This window comes from Bradyrhizobium quebecense, from assembly GCF_013373795.3.
Taxonomy (GTDB): Bacteria; Pseudomonadota; Alphaproteobacteria; order Rhizobiales; family Xanthobacteraceae; genus Bradyrhizobium; species Bradyrhizobium quebecense.
Genome location: NZ_CP088022.1, coordinates 5,125,188 through 5,143,960, shown reverse-complemented (window position 1 = coordinate 5,143,960; position 18,773 = coordinate 5,125,188). Strand labels below are relative to the sequence as shown.

At 64.7% G+C, this 18,773-nt stretch carries 15 protein-coding genes and 1 riboswitch; of the genes, 4 read left to right on the top strand and 11 right to left on the bottom strand.

Annotated elements, in window-relative coordinates; translation table 11 throughout:
* Positions 1-316 precede the first annotated feature (316 nt).
* Together HU230_RS24810 and HU230_RS24805 are read left to right on the top strand one after the other, a co-directional pair.
* Entirely contained in the window at positions 317-2,026 is a 1,710-nt protein-coding gene (locus HU230_RS24810) for a pyrroloquinoline quinone-dependent dehydrogenase (protein ID WP_176529443.1), read from the top strand.
* A gap of 75 nt (positions 2,027-2,101) precedes the next feature.
* Complete coding sequence (locus HU230_RS24805) at positions 2,102-2,668, top strand: c-type cytochrome (protein ID WP_224943536.1); 567 nt, start codon at positions 2,102-2,104, stop codon at positions 2,666-2,668.
* Positions 2,669-2,772: 104 nt separating this feature from the next.
* Here HU230_RS24805 and HU230_RS24800 read toward each other — a convergent pair whose 3' ends face one another.
* From HU230_RS24800 to bla, 4 genes are all read right to left on the bottom strand, one after another.
* A complete protein-coding gene (locus HU230_RS24800) occupies positions 2,773-4,050 on the bottom strand; it encodes a serine hydroxymethyltransferase (protein WP_176529444.1) in 1,278 nt (425 codons plus the stop codon).
* Between the two features lie 34 nt (positions 4,051-4,084).
* Positions 4,085-4,170: riboswitch (ZMP/ZTP riboswitch) on the bottom strand.
* Positions 4,171-4,253: 83 nt separating this feature from the next.
* Complete coding sequence (locus tag HU230_RS24795) at positions 4,254-5,168, bottom strand: ankyrin repeat domain-containing protein (RefSeq protein ID WP_176529445.1); 915 nt, start codon at positions 5,166-5,168, stop codon at positions 4,254-4,256.
* Positions 5,169-5,334: 166 nt separating this feature from the next.
* Positions 5,335-6,621 (bottom strand): IS4 family transposase, encoded by a 1,287-nt coding sequence (locus HU230_RS24790; RefSeq protein ID WP_224943361.1) that lies wholly within the window; start codon positions 6,619-6,621, stop codon positions 5,335-5,337.
* 316 nt (positions 6,622-6,937) lie between these two features.
* Positions 6,938-7,855, bottom strand: coding sequence for a class A beta-lactamase (gene bla, locus HU230_RS24785; RefSeq protein ID WP_176529446.1), 918 nt, complete (start codon positions 7,853-7,855; stop codon positions 6,938-6,940).
* 99 nt (positions 7,856-7,954) lie between these two features.
* Here bla and HU230_RS24780 point away from each other — a divergent pair, with 99 nt between their 5' ends.
* A complete protein-coding gene (locus tag HU230_RS24780) occupies positions 7,955-8,929 on the top strand; it encodes a LysR family transcriptional regulator (protein WP_176529447.1) in 975 nt (324 codons plus the stop codon).
* Between the two features lie 199 nt (positions 8,930-9,128).
* On the opposite strand, the gene HU230_RS24775 is transcribed toward HU230_RS24780, so the two are convergent.
* The 6 genes from HU230_RS24775 to HU230_RS24750 all read right to left on the bottom strand — a co-directional run bounded on the left by HU230_RS24775 (position 9,129) and on the right by HU230_RS24750 (position 16,769).
* Positions 9,129-10,097, bottom strand: coding sequence for an ABC transporter ATP-binding protein (locus HU230_RS24775; protein ID WP_176529448.1), 969 nt, complete (start codon positions 10,095-10,097; stop codon positions 9,129-9,131).
* Positions 10,094-11,074, bottom strand: a complete 981-nt coding sequence (locus HU230_RS24770; RefSeq protein WP_176534884.1) for an ABC transporter ATP-binding protein — start codon at positions 11,072-11,074, stop codon at positions 10,094-10,096. The genes HU230_RS24775 and HU230_RS24770 overlap by 4 nt, the downstream gene beginning before the upstream one ends.
* Positions 11,071-11,988: an ABC transporter permease gene (locus HU230_RS24765; protein ID WP_176529449.1), complete on the bottom strand. Its 918-nt coding sequence runs from the start codon at positions 11,986-11,988 to the stop codon at positions 11,071-11,073. Before HU230_RS24765 ends, HU230_RS24770 begins: the two co-directional genes overlap by 4 nt.
* Positions 11,954-12,910, bottom strand: a complete 957-nt coding sequence (locus HU230_RS24760) for an ABC transporter permease (RefSeq protein ID WP_092116606.1) — start codon at positions 12,908-12,910, stop codon at positions 11,954-11,956. The genes HU230_RS24765 and HU230_RS24760 overlap by 35 nt, the downstream gene beginning before the upstream one ends.
* A 238-nt stretch (positions 12,911-13,148) precedes the next feature.
* Positions 13,149-14,939: a peptide ABC transporter substrate-binding protein gene (locus HU230_RS24755; RefSeq protein ID WP_176529450.1), complete on the bottom strand. Its 1,791-nt coding sequence runs from the start codon at positions 14,937-14,939 to the stop codon at positions 13,149-13,151.
* A gap of 411 nt (positions 14,940-15,350) precedes the next feature.
* Positions 15,351-16,769, bottom strand: a complete 1,419-nt coding sequence (locus HU230_RS24750; RefSeq protein ID WP_176529451.1) for a M20 family metallopeptidase — start codon at positions 16,767-16,769, stop codon at positions 15,351-15,353.
* Between the two features lie 176 nt (positions 16,770-16,945).
* Between HU230_RS24750 and HU230_RS24745 the strand changes: the two genes are divergently transcribed.
* Positions 16,946-18,307: a metallophosphoesterase family protein gene (locus HU230_RS24745; protein ID WP_176529452.1), complete on the top strand. Its 1,362-nt coding sequence runs from the start codon at positions 16,946-16,948 to the stop codon at positions 18,305-18,307.
* 44 nt (positions 18,308-18,351) lie between these two features.
* On the opposite strand, the gene HU230_RS24740 is transcribed toward HU230_RS24745, so the two are convergent.
* The gene (locus HU230_RS24740) at positions 18,352-18,564 is read right to left on the bottom strand and encodes a hypothetical protein (protein ID WP_092116598.1); all 213 of its coding nucleotides are present in this window, start codon (positions 18,562-18,564) and stop codon (positions 18,352-18,354) included.
* Positions 18,565-18,773 lie beyond the last annotated feature (209 nt).

Sequence of the window (18,773 nt, the reverse complement as noted above, 5' to 3'; positions counted from 1 at the left end):
AGGCGAATGTGTCCGGCGATGCGCGAAGGCGCCGGAAGCCACCGATATTGCTCAGGTTGATGCAAGCCAGCGCTCGTAGCACTTCGGGCGCGCGAACGCATGCTGTTGTGGCTTCGCATTGAGCGCATCGGTTGTCTTTGTGAAGGACAGCGCTAACATGGAACCCATCCATCGATACCTGTCGTTGTTTTTTGATCACCTATTGCAGCGCAACCAAGGCCACCAACGGTGCGCGCTTGCTACGGCGGCCAGGCCTCGAAGGGGAAGTAGCAAACATCATCCCTGATACTGCAACCAAGAAATAACGGGGGAGACCATGTACGTGAAATGGCTTGCGGCATTCGCCGCAGCGGTCGGCGTTGGCCTGTTGTCCGGTGCTGCCATCGCGCAAGAAGTCAAGCAGGAGAAGCAGTCGGTCCTGGGGAACGCCAATGTCCCTCCGGTGACCCAGGAGCAGCTCAACGCCGCCGACAAGAACGCCAAGGACTTCCTGCTCACCAACGGAAATTACGCCCAGACGCGGTTTTATCCGGGCAAGCAGATCAGCCGGGACAATGTGAAGAACCTGCACGTCGCCTGGATTTTCCAGACCGACGTCAAGGAGTCGCTCGAGACATCGCCGATCGTCGTCGACGGCGTGATGTATGTCACGACGTCGTTCAGCCATGTCTATGCGCTCGACGCCAAGACCGGCCAGCAGCTCTGGCACTATGCCCACAAGATGGGCCCGATCACCGTCTATTGCTGCGGTCCCAACAATCGCGGCGTCCAGGTGCTCGGCGACCGGGTCTATCTGGCGACGCTGGATTCCAAACTGATGGCGCTGAACGCCAAGACCGGCGAGGTGGTCTGGACCACCAACATCGCTGATCCCGAGCTCGGCTACAGCGAGACGATGGCGCCGACCGTGGTCAAGGACAAAGTGCTGATCGGCACCAATGGCGGCGAATACGGCATTCGCGGCTTCGTGCGCGCCTATGACGCCAAGACCGGCAAGCAGCTGTGGAATTTCAACACCATTCCGGAGAACTCCGTCGGCGTCTGGGCGACCAAGGACGCCACCGGCCGCGACATGCATCGCAATATCCAGGCCGAGAAGGACATGCTCGCCAAGATCGGCGATCCCTATGCCAAGCTCGGCGGCGGCGTGTGGCAGAACCCGTCGGTCGATCTGGCGACCAACCGGATCTACTTCGTCGTCGGCAATCCCTCGCCCGACCTCGACGGCTCGAACCGGCCCGGCGACAACCTCTACACCAACTCGCTGGTCTCGCTCGATCTCGATACCGGCAAGTATGTCTGCCACTTCCAGTACATCGCCCATGACGTCTGGGATCTCGACGCGGTCAGCCCGACGGTGCTGGTCAACGTCAAGGACAAGGACGGCAAGACGATTCCCGGCGTCATTCATGCCGGCAAGACCGGGCACATCTATGTGCACGATCGCAAGGACTGCAGCCTGATCCGCTTCTCCGAAGCGATGGTGCCGCAGGAGAACATGTGGGTGCTCCCGACCAAGGAAGGCGCGCGCATGCTGCCCGGCGCCAATGGCGGCGTCGAATGGTCGCCGATCGCGACCGACCCCGGACAGGAGTTGGCCTACGCCATCAACCTGCACCAGCCGATGACCTACCACGTCGAGAGCTCGGCCTATCCGAACGGCAAGCTGTGGCTGGGCGGCGCCTTCAAGGTGATCCCGAGCGAGAAGCAGTCGGGCAACATCACCGCGGTGAACTACAACACCGGCAAGATCAAATGGCAGGTCAAGACGCCCGAGCCGATGATCGGCGGCATCCTCGCCACCGCCGGCGGCCTGGTGTTCACCGGCGAGGGCAACGGCAAGTTCGCGGCCTATAATTCGTCGAGCGGCAAGGAGCTGTGGAGCTTCCGCGCCGGCGCCGGCGTCAACGCGCCGCCGTCGAGCTACATGATCGGCGGCAAGCAATATGTCGTGGTCGGCGCGGGTGGCAACACCCAGATCGATTACAAGCGTGGCAACAACATCATCGCCTTCACGCTCGACTGAGCCGAGGCGGGATGCATAATCGCGCGGCGAGGCGGGACCGGTTCGGTCCCGCCTCTGTTTTCTTCGGATGAGCCAATGTTCGGTAAATTGATGATGTGCGGCGCCGCGCTGCTGCTGATGGCGGCGCAAGCGCGCGCGGAGACGATCGAGGAGAAGGTGCAGGTCTGCACCGGTTGCCACGGCGAGGACGGCAAGCCCGTCGACAAGACCATTCCGACGATCTGGGGCCAGCAGGCCGGCTATCTCTATATCCAGCTCCGCGATTTCAAGCGCGGCGATCGCAAGAGCGAGATCATGCAGCCGATCGCGACCCAGTTCGAGCGCGACGACATGCTGGCGATCGCGGAATATTTCTCGCAGAAGCCATGGCCCGATCTCGGCCAGCCGCGCGCGCCCAAGGATGTGGCGGAGAAGGCGGTCAGCGCCAGCCGCTCGGTCGGCTGCCCGGCCTGCCATCTCGATCGCTTCCAGGGCGACGGCACGGTGCCGCGGCTTGCCGGGATGGGACGCGACTACCTCGCGAAAACCATCGCCGATTTCCGCACCCGCGCGCGCGGCAACAATCCCGGCATGTCCGACCTGATGCTGGCGACGTCGCCCGACGACCTCGCCGCGCTGGTGGACTATCTGGCGGGGCTGTAGCGGGCAGGGCTATCGCATATGCGTCTTTGGTGATCGAGGGTGGGCGCCGGCGCCCGACCCGTTCTGCATATCTGCGAGTCAAGTTCCGGTTGCCGTACAACCGATCAGTTCGGTCGAGACCTGGACACCACGCCTGGAACAGGAAAGGCCCGGCACATCTCGATGCACTCCGACCTGAGACGCGCGACGACCGCATCGTCTCCGTTCGCCTGCAGAGCCGTCGCAATGAACTCACCGATACGGCGCATTTCGGGGTCTCCCATGCCACGCGTGGTCGCCGCCGGTGTCCCAAGGCGAATACCGCTTGGCCTGAGCGGCGGGCGCGGATCGTCTGGGATAACCTGCTTGTTTGTGGTGATGGCGATGGCATCGAGCACGTCCTCGGCTGCTCGCCCGTCCATTCCGACGGACGCTACTGTATCGACGACCATCATGTGATTGTCCGTCCCGTCCGTGACCAGCTTCATCCCGCGTTCCATCAGCGCGCCGGCAAGAACCTTCGCGTTGTGCAGAACCTGCCGCGCGTAAACCTGGAAATCCGAGGTCGCCGCCTTCTTGAGCGTCACGGCAATCCCGGCCACGACGTTCATGTGAGGTCCGCCCTGCAAACCTGGAAAGACGGAAGCATCGATCCGACCGGCATTTTCCTTCCGGCACAGGATGATCCCGCCGCGGGGGCCGCGCAGTGTCTTGTGGGATGTCGTCGTCATGATGTCGAAGCCGGCATCAAGCGGATTGCGCATGACATTCGCGGCAACCAACCCGCCATAGTGGCTCACGTCAGCCATCGTGAGCGCGCCAACTTCGTCGGCGATACTCTTGAATGCCGCATAGTCCAGGTCGCGCGGATAGGAGCTGTAGCCGCACAACACCATCTTCGGACGCGCTTCACGCGCAATCGCGCGCAATTCATCGAAATCGATCGCGCCGTTTGACGGGGCCGTCTTGTAACGAACGAAGTTGAACAAGCGCCCCATGTGGGACACCGGCGCGCCGTGGGTGAGATGACCGCCGTGGGAGAGGTCCATGGCGAGAATCGTGTCGCCGGGCTTCAATAGGCCGAGATAGACGGCCTGATTCATCGGTGATCCGGAAAGCGGCTGAACGTTGGCGTGCTCGGCACGAAAAAGCGAGCAGGCCCGCTGGCGTGCGAGGTTCTCGATGCTGTCGGTATACTGCTGGCCGCCGTAGTATCTGCGTCCCGGATATCCCTCGGAGTATTTATTGGTGAAGACCGATCCGAGCAGTTCAAGCACCTCCGGGTACGTGTAATTCTCGGACGGAATCAGTTCGACGCCGTCCTGTTGACGGCGCTCTTCCCCTACCAGGGCGGCAGCGATCTCTTGATCGTTGATGGACAGTTCGTTGTGAAATGACGGCATGCTCGGGCTCCTCAACACGCTGTTTTTCCAGCAGATTGGTTGCCCAGGCGATCGGCGTTGGAACCCTTCGCGCTTCCCCGTGGTCGATTCCACGTTAGCTCGCCAGTCGCGCGATAGGACGAATGAGCACGGAGACTCTTCGTAGAGAAAAATCTAGCCGACCCGCGGACCTTTCGCAACCAATGAGTCCATCGCGTCATGCCTCAGCGCGGCGTCAGCTCCTCGCGCAGCGCCGACAGGATGGTGAGATCGGCGGCGTGCTTGCCGGCCTTGTCGGCCAGCGCCGCATCGGCGCCGTGGGCGAGCAGCGCTTTCGCAATCGCCGGATGGTTGCCCTCGGCGGCGATCATCAGCGCCGTGCGTCCGCGGGCGTCGCGTTCGTCGACCCTGGCGCCTGCGTCCAGGAGATAGGAGACGACCTCGAGCGCTTGCGCCTCCGGCACGGTCTCATCGGGGCCGGCCGCCCACATCAGCAGCGTCAGATCGTTGGCATAGCGTGCGTTGATGTCGATCTCGAGCGCGAGCAGCTGTTTGACGATGCCGAGCTGACCGGCGGCGGCCGCATACACCACCGGCGGCTTGCCGGTGTCGTCGGCCTTGCGGCCGTCGGCGCCGTGCGCCAGCAGCATGCGCACCACCATGTCCCGGCCGGCATAGGCGGCGGCCGCGACCGCCGAAGCGCCGCTGCGTCCGGTGAGATTGACGTCGGCGCCGCGGTCGATCAGGCGTTGCACGATTGCGACATGGCCGCGCTCGGCGGCAAGATACAGCGCGGTCGATCCCGCGAGGTTGCGCGCATCGACCGGCGCACCGCGGGCCAGCAGCAGGTCGACCATGTCGAGATGGCCGGAGCGGGCGGCGTGGCTCAGCGGCCTTGCGCCGAGCCGGTCCCGCGCGTCGACCGAGGCGCCGCCATCGAGCAGCGCGGTGGCGAGATTGATGCAATCGGCATTGGCCGCCGCAAACAAGGTCAGCGAGATTTCGACTGCGCTGAGCTGCGCCTTGTCGGTCTCGTATTTGCGGATCAGCTCGCGACACCGTGCCGGGTCAGCCGCCGCGCGGCTGCTGTGAACGCTGCCGGCAACTAACAGCGCGGCGATGGCGATGCGGCGATACAAGGCGTGTCCTCCGTATGGCCTGCTATCAGCATCGCCATTCGGATTGAGCGTCGCATGATCCCTGGTTGCTGCCAAGCCGCGCAGCCGCGCGAGAACACGATACCATTATGTGGAATAGCGAGCGCGACCGCGCTGCGCTCCCTCGCCCCGTTCTTACCTATCAGATTCACACATTCTGAAGCCTTAGATTGGCGCCGTATTTGATGGCGTGGAACTTGGCAAGGCCGATGCGGATGACTTTGGGACCCGGCTTGCCGTAGTAGCCGGTCCAGCCGCCGAGGCGTGCGATGACCCAAGCGACAAAGGCCAGGGATCCCTTCGGGTGCGGATTGCGTTGCCGCTCGGTCTTGCCTTCGAGCCGGGCGGAGACGGCTTCGAGGATGGGTTGGTCGTCCGGCTCGAAGGCATCGCTCAGGAGCTGATCCGTGTTGCCGTCGCGGGCCTGGACGAGTTGCTTGATGGTGATGGCCGCAACGGCTGCAGCAGCGACGAAGTTGATCATGGCCTGCGGGTCGCCGATATCGGCTTCCTCTATATCGAAGCCTGCCGTCTTGAGCGTACGGAAGAACTCCTCGATCACCCAACGCGTCCGGTAGAAGCCGACCACTTGACGCGCGTCGTTCAATGTAGCGACAGCGTGGGTAGTCAAAAGCCGCCAATGCACAGGTGCGCTACCGTCTTTCGGCTCCGATACCTCGCGGACATCGACCAGCGTCAGGTGAACCGTCTCGGGCAACGTCGGATCGGCTCCATGGAGCGGCCGGCATACGGCCACCGGCGCGAAGCGCACTGCGAACTCGGTATCGCGCGCGCGCCGTCCTGGTGCGGCGGGGACCGTCATGGCAACGCGCCCTTGTTCGGCCTGGGCGTCGATGAAGGTGAACAGCAAATCCGGGTCTTCTTCGGACCCCTCGATCCGCCGATTCTGGCAGGCCCTCACAACCAATTCGACGTTTTGCGGACGCTTCACGAACAGTTCGTAAAAGTCGCTTTCGCGGTCCGATACCATCGTGACGCTGGCCGCCGCAGCCAGTACCTCACCCGCCCGTTCGCTGCTCTCGATCCATCGTTGCGATTCCTTAGCCGCCGTCGCCCGCTTGCGCCGTGGTGCCAACTCCTCTCGGTTACGGTTCCAGACCTGCATCGAGACCAGACCGAGCAACCCTTGCGTCTCGGCCTCTACCGCCAGTGCCACATGCAGCAACAAACCCGCGGCATTGCCTTTGGCGACCGGTCCGTAGCATTGTCGCGACCGCCGGCCGCCCAAGATCAATTCCGACGTGTCCTGTGCGACAACAACATGCCGACCAGCCGCTCGCTGCCCGGTGAGGTCTCCGGCATGCCGTGACATCTCTGCGGCCGTCACCGACGGATTGTGAAGAAGCCGGCGAAACTGCATCTCGCCCGCACGGTCCTCACCGAGGCGGCGGATGCACGAGCCAGGCCGGGCCACCAGCGCCGCATGCAGCCGCGCCCCCCTTTTTCCAGGCGACGATCGCCAAATCGTCCCCGTCCATATGCCACCCCGGCCATCAAAACCTCCACCGGCTTGCCTACCGATAGAGAATCCCGCTTTACCGCTAATCGCAACCCAGATGTGTGAATGCGATAGCCGTTCTTACGGGGAGAGGGTTGGGGTGAGGGGTCTCTCAGCGCATGCGAAGCCAGACGGATGCGCGGAGACTCCCCCTCACCCGGAACGCATCTAGCGATGCGTTCCGACCGCTCCCCGCGTGCGGGGCGAGGTGCAGCAGAGCCCGTTGCCTGCTCTAGCCGGTCTGCCCGGTGCTCGCATGCGCGACGGCGCGGGCGACATTGGCGATCACCTCGTTGCACTTCTCCATCGGTGCACTTGCCCCGGTCAGGTAGACCGTCACCACGATCGGCTTGCGGCCGGGCGGCCAGAACACGCCGATATCGTTATAGGTGCCGCGCTCGCCGGTGCCGGTCTTGTCGCCAACCCGCCAGTCGCGGGGCACGCCGGCGCGCAGCCGGGCGTCGCCGGTCTTGTTGGCGACCATCCAGTCCACGAGCTTCTGGCGCGAGGCGGCCTGCAGGACGTCGCCGATCACCACGCGCTGCAGACTCTTCAGCATCGCGACAGGGCTCGTCGTGTCGCGCGGATCGCCCGGCACGGCTTCATTCAGCGCCACCTCCCAGCGATCGAGCCGGCTGACATTGTCGCCGATGGTGCGGAAGAAGCGGGTGAAGCCGGCAGGCCCGCCGATCTCGCGCAGCAGCAGGTTGGCAGCGGTATTGTCGCTTAGGGTAATGGCGGCCTCGCAGAGTTCGGACAGCGTCATGCTCGATCCGACGTGTTGCTTGGCCACCGGCGCATAGGCCAAGATGTCCTTGGCCTCGACCTGCACGCGCTGGTCGAGGCTGGATTCGCCGCGGTCGACCCGGTGCAGCACCGCGGCTGACGCCAGTGCCTTGAAGGTGCTGCACATCGGGAACCGCTCGTCGCCGCGCTGGCTCGCGCGCGATCCGGTCTCCATGTCGAGCGCGGCGACGCCGAGCCGGCCGCTGGTCGCAAGCTCAATGCGTGCAAACTCTTCCTGCAGCCGCCGCGCCGGTTCGCTTGGTCCCGCTGCTGCACTCGGTCCTGCCGCGGCGCTTGGCCGCGCCAGGGTGCAGGACACCGCAAGACCCAGCGCGCGCAATCCGAATGTCCGTCTCGTCAGCATGTCTCGTCTCCGTTGGCGGCGCGAAACTGCCGGGCGGCGTGACGGCGCACAAACAATCATTTATACAACGAGGCATGAGGAAAACTTGGTCATGACGCCGTGCGCCGGCATCTCCCGCTGAACGCGCTGCGCGCCTTCGAGGCCTCCGCGCGGCTATTGAGTTTCACCCGCGCGGGGATGGAGCTGCGCGTGACGCAGACCGCGATCAGCCACCAGGTCAAGCAGCTCGAGGAACTCCTGGGCGCGAGCCTGTTCCGCCGGCTGCCGCGCGGGCTGGTGCTCACCGACGAAGGGCTGGCGCTGCTGCCGGTGTTGACCGACGCGCTCGACCGGATCGGGGCTGCGATCGACCGCATCGAGGCCAAAGGCACGCGCGAGGTCGTCACCGTCGGCTGCGTCACGACGTTTGCGACCGGATGGCTGTTGCAGCGGGTCGACCGCTTCAAGCGCGCGCATCCCTATATCGACCTGCGCCTGCTCACCAACAACAACCGCGTCGACATCGCGGGCGACGGGCTCGATCTCGCGCTGCGCTTCGGCGACGGCTCGTGGCATGGCACCGAGGCGATCCATCTGCTGTCCGCGCCGCTCTCGCCGGTGTGCTGCGCCGACGTCGCGGGCCGGCTGCGCAAGCCGTCCGATCTCGCGCAGGAATTCCTGCTGCGCTCCTACCGCGCCGAAGAATGGCCGTTGTGGTTTGCGGTGGCCGGCGCGCCATGCCCGAAAATCCAGGGACCGATCTTCGACAGTTCGGTCGCGATGGCCGAGGCGGCCGCGCGCGGCGTCGGCGTCGGGCTGGTGCCGACTGCGATGTTCAAGAACGAGCTGGCGTCGGGCCGGCTGCTGCGGCCATTCGCGGCTGAAGTCCCGGCGGGGTCCTATTGGCTGACCTGGCTGAAGTCGCGCGAGGTGACGCCAGGCATGCGCGCGTTCCGCGACTGGTTGCTCGACACGCTGCGGGCGGAGGCAGATGAGAGCGAGGAGGTGAGGGATGCGCCCGCTTCACGGCCGAAGGCAAACACCAAGGCCAAACCAAGGGCCAAGGCGAACGCCGCGAAGAAGCGGACGCGCTAATCTTCGCGCTTGCTTTCTATCCGTCATCCTGAGGCGCGAGCGCAGCGAGCCTCGAAGGATGCACGGCCCGGCTGGTGGCCGTCGACCCTTCGAGGGCCGCCAAAAAGGCGGCCACCTCCAGCGACAACGGGCAAAGCCGTTGCGCGGGGATGACGGTGAGGGAGTGGGGCGCGCCGACAACTTGTTGCAGCGGCACGCCTCACGCCAGATGGCACGCCACAAAATGCCCGTTGCTGCCTTCGCGCAGCTCCGGCGCGCTCTGGCGGCAACGCTCTTCGGCGATCGGGCAGCGGGTGTGGAAGTGGCAGCCCTTCGGCGGATTCATCGGGCTCGGCACGTCGCCCTTGAGGCGGATGCGCAGCTTTTTCGCCTTGGGATCCGCCACCGGCACCGCCGACAGCAGTGCCTTGGTGTAGGGATGCTGCGGGTTGCGGTAGAGATCGCTGGCCTTGGCGAGCTCGACGATGCGGCCGAGATACATCACCGCGACGCGGTCGGAGATGTGCTCGACGACGGAGAGATCGTGGGCCACGAACAGATAGGTGAGGTTCAGCTCGGCCTGCAGATCCTCGAGCAGGTTGATGACCTGGGCCTGGATCGAGACGTCGAGTGCCGAGACCGGCTCGTCGCACACGATCAGCTTCGGCTCCAGCGTTAGCGCGCGGGCGATCGCGATGCGCTGGCGCTGGCCGCCGGAAAATTCATGCGGATAGCGCCGCATGTGCTCGGCCTTCAGCCCGACCTTGACCAGAAGGCGCGCGACGCGGTCCTCGCGCTCGCTGGCCGAGGTCACGAGGTTATGGATGATGAAGGGTTCGGCGAGGATCGCGCCGACCGTCATGCGCGGGTTGAGCGAGGCGAACGGGTCCTGGAATACCAGCTGCATGTTGCGCCGCATGGCGCGCAGGTCGCCGCCGCCAAGCCCGATCACGTTCTGGCCGTCGAACACGACTTCGCCGGAGGTCGGCTCGATCAGCCGCAATACGCAACGCCCGGTGGTCGACTTGCCGCAACCGGATTCGCCGACCAGCCCCAGCGTCTCGCCGCGGTTGACCGCAAACGACACGCCATCGACCGCATAGACCTGGCCGACCTCGCGCGACAACAGGCCGCCGAGCACCGGAAAGTGCTTCTTCAGATTGCTGACGCGCAGCAGCGGCTCGCTCATGACGCGTCTCCGAGGTGGCAGGCCATGCGATGGCCGGGCGCGATCTCGCGCAGGTGCGGCTCCTGCTCGGTGCAGATGCTCATGGCGTGTTTGCAGCGGGAAGCGAAACGGCAGCCGGGCGGCGGGTTGATCAGGATCGGCACCGAGCCGCCGATCGCTTCCAGCCGGGTCTTGTGCTCGGCGTCGAGATCGATGCGCGGGATCGAGCGGATCAGGCCCTGGGTGTAGGGATGGCTCGGATTGCCGAACAATTCGTCGACCGGCGCTTCTTCCACAACCTTGCCGGCATACATCACGACGACGCGCTGCGCGGTCTCCGCGACCACGCCCATCGCGTGGGTGATCAGCATCACCGCCATGCCGAGGCGCTCCTTCATGTCCTGCAGCAGGTCGAGGATCTGCGCCTGGATGGTGACGTCGAGCGCGGTGGTCGGCTCGTCCGCGATCACGAGCTTGGGCCGGCAGGCCAGCGCCATCGCGATCATCACGCGCTGGCGCATGCCGCCGGAGAACTGGTGCGGATAGTGATGCACGCGGCCCGCGGCATTGGGGATCTGCACCAACTGCAGCATCTCGATGGTGCGCTCGAGCGCCTGCTTCCTGGTCACCGCCTCGTGGCGGCGCAAGCTCTCGGCGATCTGCTCGCCGATGGTCAGTACCGGATTAAGCGAGGTCATCGGCTCCTGGAAGATGAAGCCGATCTCCTTGGCCCTGATCTCGTCGAGCTGATGGCTGGTCAGCGGCGCCAGATCGCGGCCCTCGAACATGATCTCGCCTGCGACGATCTTGCCCGGCGGCATCGCGATCAGCTTCAGGATCGACATCGCCGTGACGGTCTTGCCGCAGCCGGATTCGCCGACCACGCACAGCGTCTCGCCGCGGTTGATGCTGATGTCGACGCCGTCGACCGCCTGAACGATGCCGTCGTCGGTGGTGAAATGGGTTTTCAGACCCTTGATGTCGAGCAGCGCCATCAGATCACCTTGCGGGCGTCGAGCGCGTCGCGCAGCCCGTCGCCGATGAAGTTGATGGCGACGACCGCGATGAAGATCGCGCCGCCCGGAAACAGCGCCCAGTGCGGGCCGATATCGAGAAAGTCCTTGGCGTCATAGAGGATGCGGCCCCAGGTCGGCGTATCCGGCGGAAAGCCGAGGCCGAGGAACGAGAGTGTCGATTCGGCGATGATCGCGGCGGCAACGTCGATCGTGCCGGCGATGATCACAGGTCCCAGCGCATTGGGCAGGATGTGGCGCACCACCTGCCGGACCGGGCTCGCACCGAGCGCGCGCGCCGCCTCGACGAATTCCTTTTCGCGCAGGGAGAGGAACTGGGCGCGCACCAGGCGCGCGACCGGCATCCAGCGCAGGCCGCCGATCACAAGCACGATCAGGATGAAGATGCCGCCCTCCGGGCCGAACACGGCCTTGAGCCCGTCGCGGAACAGATAGATCAGCATCAAGAGCAGCGGCAGTTGCGGCAGCGACAGGAACAGGTCGGTCAGCCACATCAGCGCATAGCCGAGCGGGCCGCGCGACATGCCGGAGAGCGCGCCGATCAGCGTGCCGACGAACACCGAGACCAGCATCGCGGCGAGGCCGACCGCGAGCGAGATGCGGCCGCCATAGATCATGCGGGCGAGCAGGTCCTGGCCGAGATCGTCGGTGCCGAACGGATGCGCCAGCGAGGGGCCCTGCATGCCTGCCACCACGTCGATGTCGCTCATCGAGACCCGCCAGACGAACGGGCCGATCACGACGGCCGCGATCAAAAGCAGCAGCAGCACGGCGCTGACCACGGCAGGCCTGTGCCGGCGGTAGCGCCGCCAGGTTTCGCGCCAGGGCGAGTAGCCGCGCCGCTCAGCGGAAGGAGATGCGAGGGTCAAGCCAGCCATAGAGGACATCTGCAATCAGGTTGAAGAGCACCACGAGACACGCGAACACGAAGGTCACGGCCATCACGACCGGCGTATCGTTGGCGAGGATGGACGAAATCAAGAGCGAGCCGATGCCGGGAATCCGGAAGATCTGCTCGGTGACGATGGCGCCGCCGAACACGGCGGGCATTTGAAGTGCGATGAGCGTGACGACCGGGATCATCGCGTTGCGCATCACATGCTTGACGATCACCTTGGCCTGCCCGAGCCCCTTGGCGCGCGCGGTGGTGACATAGTCGAGCCGGATCACGTCGAGCATCGCCGAGCGCACGAAGCGGGTCATCGACGCCGCCTGGAACAGGCCGAGCACCATCACCGGCATGATGGCCTGCCGGATCATCTCCAGCAGCCAGGGGATGCCGCTGCCGGGCACGTCGGTGTAGACGAAGGGCAGCCAGTCCAGCTTCACCGAGAACACCAGGATGAACAGGATGCCGGTGAAGAAGGTCGGCAGCGAGAAACCGATGAAGGCGAAGGTGTTGGCGAGCTGGTCGAACAGCGAATACGGCCGGGTGGCGGCATAGACGCCGACCGGGATCGCGATCAGCAGCGCCAGCAGCTGCGCCGAGCCGATCACGTAGAGCGTGGTCGGCAGCCGTTGCAGAATCAGCGTGTCGACGTTGATCCGGCTGACAAAGGAGAAGCCCCAGTCGCCCTGCGCCATCGCCGCAAGCCAGTGCAGATAGCGGAGGTAGATCGGATCATCGAGCCCGAACTTGGTGCGCAGCGCGGCCTGTACCTCGGGCGGCACGTTCGGATTGGTCGCGAGCTCGCTGAACGGATCGCCCGGCGCGAGCGCCAGCACGACGAACAGCACGACCGAAATCCCGAGCAGGCTCGGGATCGCGATCATCAGACGGCGCAGGATATACTGACTCATCGAGAGATCATCTGACTAACGCTCGCACCTTGAGCACGTTGATCTTGCTTCCAGTCGAAAGGCGAGCTTCACCTCGCCCCCGTGCGGGGAGAGGTCGGAATTCAAGCACAGCTTGAATTCCGGGCGAGGGGGACTCTCCAAGAACTCATCTCTCACGGCATTTGCGGTTGGAGCCCCTCTCCCCGAAAGAACGGGGAGAGAAGATGCACCCACTCAACTCCGAACCCGTCCCCGTGTCTCAGGTTTCACGATACCAGTCTTGCAGATTGTCGGTTTGGTTGGCCCAGCCGGAGAGCGCGGGCCGTACCGTGTTGGAGCAGGCTTCCACCGCAAGCCGATGCATCACCGGGATCATCACCGTGTCCTGCCACATCAGATCGTTGCACTTGATGTAGAGATCCGCGCGCTTGATCGGATCGGTCTCGGTATCGGCGGCATCGACGGCGGCGTCGAAATCCTTGTTGACCCAGCGCGGGAAGTTCGGTCCCTGCCACTTGTTCTCCTTGGTGGCGACGTTGCGCGAATGATAGCGGCGCATGTGCAGGGCCGGATCGGGTTGCGTCATCGGGATCTGGAACATCTCGATGTCGGCATAGAAATGGGAGTAGGTGTCGGGGTTGGCGACGTCGGAGGAGAAGAACACCGAGGCCACCACCGATTTCAGCTCGACGTCGATGCCGGCCTTCTGGCAGGCCTGCTTGACGATCGCCTGGGTCTTCTGCCGCGGCCCGTTGATCGAGGTCTGGTACAAAAGCTTCAGCTTCTTGCCGTCCTTCTCGCGGATGCCATCGGAGCCCGCCTTCCAGCCGGCCTGCTCGAGCAGCGCGCTCGCCTTCTCGACCGAGAACTCCCATTTGGTGTTCTTGGAGACGAACTCCTCGGGGCCGTTGAGATAGTTGGCGGTGGCGCGGCCGGCGCGGCCGTAGATCACCTTCTTGATGGAGTCGCGGTCGACCAGCAGCGCGAGCGCCTGGCGCACGCGCGGGTCGGACAGGATCGGATGCTTGGTCTTCATCGACGAGCGTTCGCCGTCGACCTCGGTGTTGGGATCGGTGAAGTTGATGGCGATGAATTCGATGTCGCCGCCGACGGCATAGAGCGTCTTGCCCTTGCCGCCCTTCTCCAGCCGCAGCAGCACCTCGTCCTCGACCTGGATGTTCCAGGCGAAATCATATTCGCCGGTCTGGATCACCGCGCGCGCCGCCGAGACCGCGTCGCCACCGCCCTTCATCTCGATCGTGTCGAAATAGGGCCGGTTCGCCATGTGGTAGTCTTGATTGATCTCGCCGCGGATCAGGTCGCCCGGCTTGAATTCGATGAACTTGTAGGGTCCGGTGCCGACCGGCTTCAGATTGGTCGACGCCTCGCGCGACTTGCCGCCCTTGAATTCCGCGAACAGGTGTTTCGGAATGATGCAGCCATAGGCGCCGACGAACGCGTTGGCCCAGAACGGCGTCGGATCCTTGAACTTGATGCGGACCGTGAGGTCGTCGACCTTCTCCACGGTCATGCCGGCGTACGTCGCGCTCGAGACCGCGGCCGTCGCTGGGTCGCTGGCATATTCCCAGGTGAAGACGACGTCGTCGGCGCTGAACGGCTTCCCGTCATGCCATTTGACGCCGGGTTTGAGTTTCCAGACCACCGATTTGGCGTCGGCGGCGAGTCCGCCATTCTGGATCGAGGGGATCTCGGCGGCGAGGATCGGGTTGAGATGGCCGTCGACGTCCCAGCTGGCGAGCGGCTCGTAGAAGATGCGCGAGCCGTCCTGGTCCTTGGTGCCGGTGGCGAAATGCGGATTGAGCAGGGTCGGGCCCTGCCACCACAACAGCTTCAGTGGACCGCCGCCGCCGCGCTTGGTCGGCTTGTAGGGGTTGGGGCTCTGCGCCATCGCGACGCCGCCGATCGCCAGAATCTGGTTCGCCAACGGCGCGGTGAGGCCGACGGCAATCATTCGCTTGACGAAGGCGCGGCGGTCCATCCGTCCGTCCCTTACGTCGTCGATCATCCCGCGCAGATTGTTGTCGAACATTGTCCCCTCGGTCCGGCTCACGTGTGATTGCGGCGGGCCTTGGAACCGGCCGCCGTGCTGGCGGCAGATGGCACACCGAATGACCGCGAAGGTCAACGCCTCCCGAGGTTCAGCGACTAGGTCTTTTGGCTATCGCTTGTGCAGAACCGCTCCGCGCCGCACATCGGTTCGGCATTTCGGTGCCAAAGCGCGCCTGCGCGCGCCTCGCAGTGCGGAAAATTTGTTCGTTATCCTTTGTTCCGAGATGCTTTTTTGTCACGCGCGCGCGTTTTCGAGCGAAGCGGGTGCCGGTTCGCGCGACGAAACCGCGTCAAAGCAAAAATCCAGAGGCCCCGCTCCGATCCAATCGGATCAGAATAGGTGCTGGCCGGGCCTCGCATCGACGCGCAGGCCCGGCCGCAGATGCGGCGCTCAGGCGACCGACATGTCCAACGGCGGTGCAACATTCGCCGGCAGCGGACTGATATAAGGTGTTCGGGTGGTCCGCTTCTTGAGGTCGGCCTTGGCGGCCGCGATCAGCTCTGGCTCCATCAGCGCCTTGACGCCGAGGCCGGCCATCGCCTTGGCGGCCTGCACCATCGCCTTGTGTGCGGCAGGCGTCTTGCCCTGCGCCACAACCTGCCAGGTGTGGAACGGCGTGCCGATTGCAACCGTCGGTGCATGGACCTGCACCGTCGGCACCACCCAGCTGACGTCACCGACATCGGTCGAGCCGATCAGCGGATTGCGCTTGGCGTCGATTGGCACCAGGAAATCGGCCAGCGGCCGGTCGGTCGGCTCCATGCCGATCGCGTAATAGACCGAGGCGATGTCCTTGTCGGTCAGGGTCGCGCGGATCTTGCCGGCGAAATCCTTGTCGGCATCGTCGAAATGCGGCGGCCCGAGATCTTCCATGATCCGGTGCAGCGTCTGCTCCAGCGGGGTATTGGGCAGGATGTTGGAGACGGCGGAGATGATCCTCATCTCCATCTTGGTCTCGGTCATCAGGGCTGCGCCCTGCGCGATCTTGTTCACGCGCTCGACCAGCTCGTTCATGCCGGGCAGGTCGCGGGCACGGATCGAGTAGCGCACGCGGGCATGGGCCTGCACCACATTGGGTGCAATCCCGCCGGTGTCGAGCAGCGCATAGTGCACCCGGGCATCGCTCGGCATGTGCTCGCGCATGTAGTTGACGCCGACATTCATCAATTCCACCGCATCGAGCGCGCTACGGCCGAGATGCGGCGAGGCCGCTGCATGCGAGGTTCGCCCGGTGAAGATGAAATCGGCACGGGTGTTGGCGAGCGACGGCGTCACGGCGACCTCCCAGAAACTGTGCGGATGCCAGGTGATGGCGATGTCGGCGTCCTCGAACGCGCCACAGCGCACCATGAAGGCCTTTGCCGCGCCGCCTTCCTCGGCCGGACAGCCGTAATAGCGCACCCGGCCCGGCACCTTGTTGGCGGCGAGCCAGTCCTTCACCGCGGTCGCTGCGAGCAGCGCGGAAGAGCCGAGCAGATTATGGCCGCAGCCATGGCCGTGGCCGCCGCTCTCGACCGGACGAGGTTCGGCGACGCCGGCCTCCTGGCTGAGGCCGGGCAGGGCGTCATATTCGCCGAGGAAGGCGATAACCGGGCCGCCCTCGCCCCATTCGCCCATCACCGCGGTCGGAATGTCGGCGAGGTTCTCGGTGATGCGGAAACCCTGGTGGCGCAGCTCGGCCAGATGTTCGGCGGATGAGCGCGCCTCGGTGTAGCAGACCTCGGGCATCGCCCAGACCCGGTCGCTCAATTCGATGAAACGCGGCTTGATCGTGTCGACGCCACGCCAGACATCATTACGGTTGTCCATTTGCTCCGGTCCCTCAACTAAGGCAATCTGAAGCGCGAAAGGCTAGCAGCTTGGCATGATGTCGCCTAGCGCCGGCCGGCAGATCAGCTGTTCCGCAACGTCACGTCTCGGTGTGGTTTTCTCTCGATCATGGCATGGTCATCGCATGACGCGCCGCCTCGCGTTACAATCCGGCGATGAGTGATTCAATTCCGTCTCTGCTACCTAGAAACTCGGGCCACCAGTTCGTGATCTATGCCGACGCCTGCTCGGGCATTCCCGGTGCGCTGCATGAGCGTACCTTCGCGTCGGTGAGCAATGTGGTCCGCCGGCTGCACCCTGCGCCCGAATTCATTCTCTTCCCCGGCGACGAGATCATCGGCCTCACCGCCGATGCCGACGCGCTGCGCGCGCAGTGGCGGCATTGGTTCGAGGTCGAGATGGCCTGGCTCGACCGGCGCGCGGTGCCGCTGTGGCACACGACCGGCAACCACACCACCTATGACGAGATGAGCGAGGCGGTGTTTCGCGAGGTGCTGAAGCTGCCGCGCAATGGTCCGCCCGGTCAGGAGGGTCTATCCTACTGGGTCCGCCGCGACGATCTCGTGATGGTGTTCGTGCACACGCTGTGGAGCGGGTTGGGCGGCGAGGGCCATGTCGAGACCGATTGGCTAGAAGCGGTGCTCGACCGGCACAGGGATGCCCGACACAAACTGGTGCTGGGTCATCACCCCGTGTACCCGATCAATGGCTTCAGCGGCAGCTATCAGCGCGAGATCGGCCACGAATACAGCGCGCGCTTCTGGGAGATTCTGGTCGGCGCCGGCGTCACCGCCTATCTGTGCAGCCACATCCTCGCATTCGATGTTCAGGTCCATCGCGGCGTGCTGCAGATCTGCACGGCGGGCGCGGGCACCGCGCACCGGATGCCCGAAGGCGTCGAGTACCTGCATTGCGTGCAAGCGGCACTCGATCAGGATGGTCTTCGCTGTCAGGTGCTCGACACCGAAGGCGCCGTGCGCGAGCAGTTCGCATGGCCGCTGCCCTCTCTCGACCGCGCCGCGTGGTCGCCATTGCCGCACGGGACCAGCCCTGCGCCGCTGTCAGGAACGCCGGCGCCCGCGACGGTGGTCGCCCTGAAATTGTCGGGCCGCACGGCCGCGGCAAGCGCCGCGCCGCAAACGCTGCTATGTACGCCCGTGCCTGACATGATCGCGCCGCTCTGGCTCGGCCTGCGCGGGCCGAACCAGACGCTCACCCTGATCCTCGGCCGCGAGCCCGGGCGTAGTCCGCATTACTGGGTCGGTCCCGATCTCGGCGATGAGCGGGATTTCGACCTCGACATCGCCTTCTATCCGGACATGGGACCGGGCGGCGTGCTGTGGCGACGCCGCGGTGACATCAGCTGGACGTCGTTCGCGGCGATATCGGCGACGGGGCTCGAGCGGTTCTCGTGGCCCGCGCTCTGGAGCGTCGGGTGCGGACAGCATGGACCGGACGACAGGCAATATGCCGGACCACGGCTCGACGTCGCTGCGGCCGTGTTCGCATTGTCATGAGTCAAAGTCCAAGTCTTGAGCCAAGTCGGCGGCGACCGCCGGGCCTAGTCAGGCTTCTTCGGCTTGTCGCGTTCCGCGCTCTTCAATTCGCGATCGATCAGCGTGCAGACCCGCCGCTGCGCCAGCAGGCCGAGCCGCGCGCGCGTGGTGCCTTGCTTGATCTTGCCGTTGATTTCGAATGACCAGCTCCAGAGGTCGGGTTCGATGTTGGTGAGCGTGTATTGAATGTCCCGATGACGATCGATCAGCTTCTTCATGCCGTTTCTTCTTGTTGGCTGAAGATTGCATAACCAGATCGAGGAGGCGTCTGTATCCGGACGACTACCTACACAATTGGTCTAGACGTCCGCATCACGGAATTTTCCGCAATCACCGAGTTGGGGGTCGTTGTCCAGTGGGTGCGCAACCCACTCATCGTCGTCCTGGCGAAAGCCAGGACCCATTACCCCAAATCTCAATTGGTGCG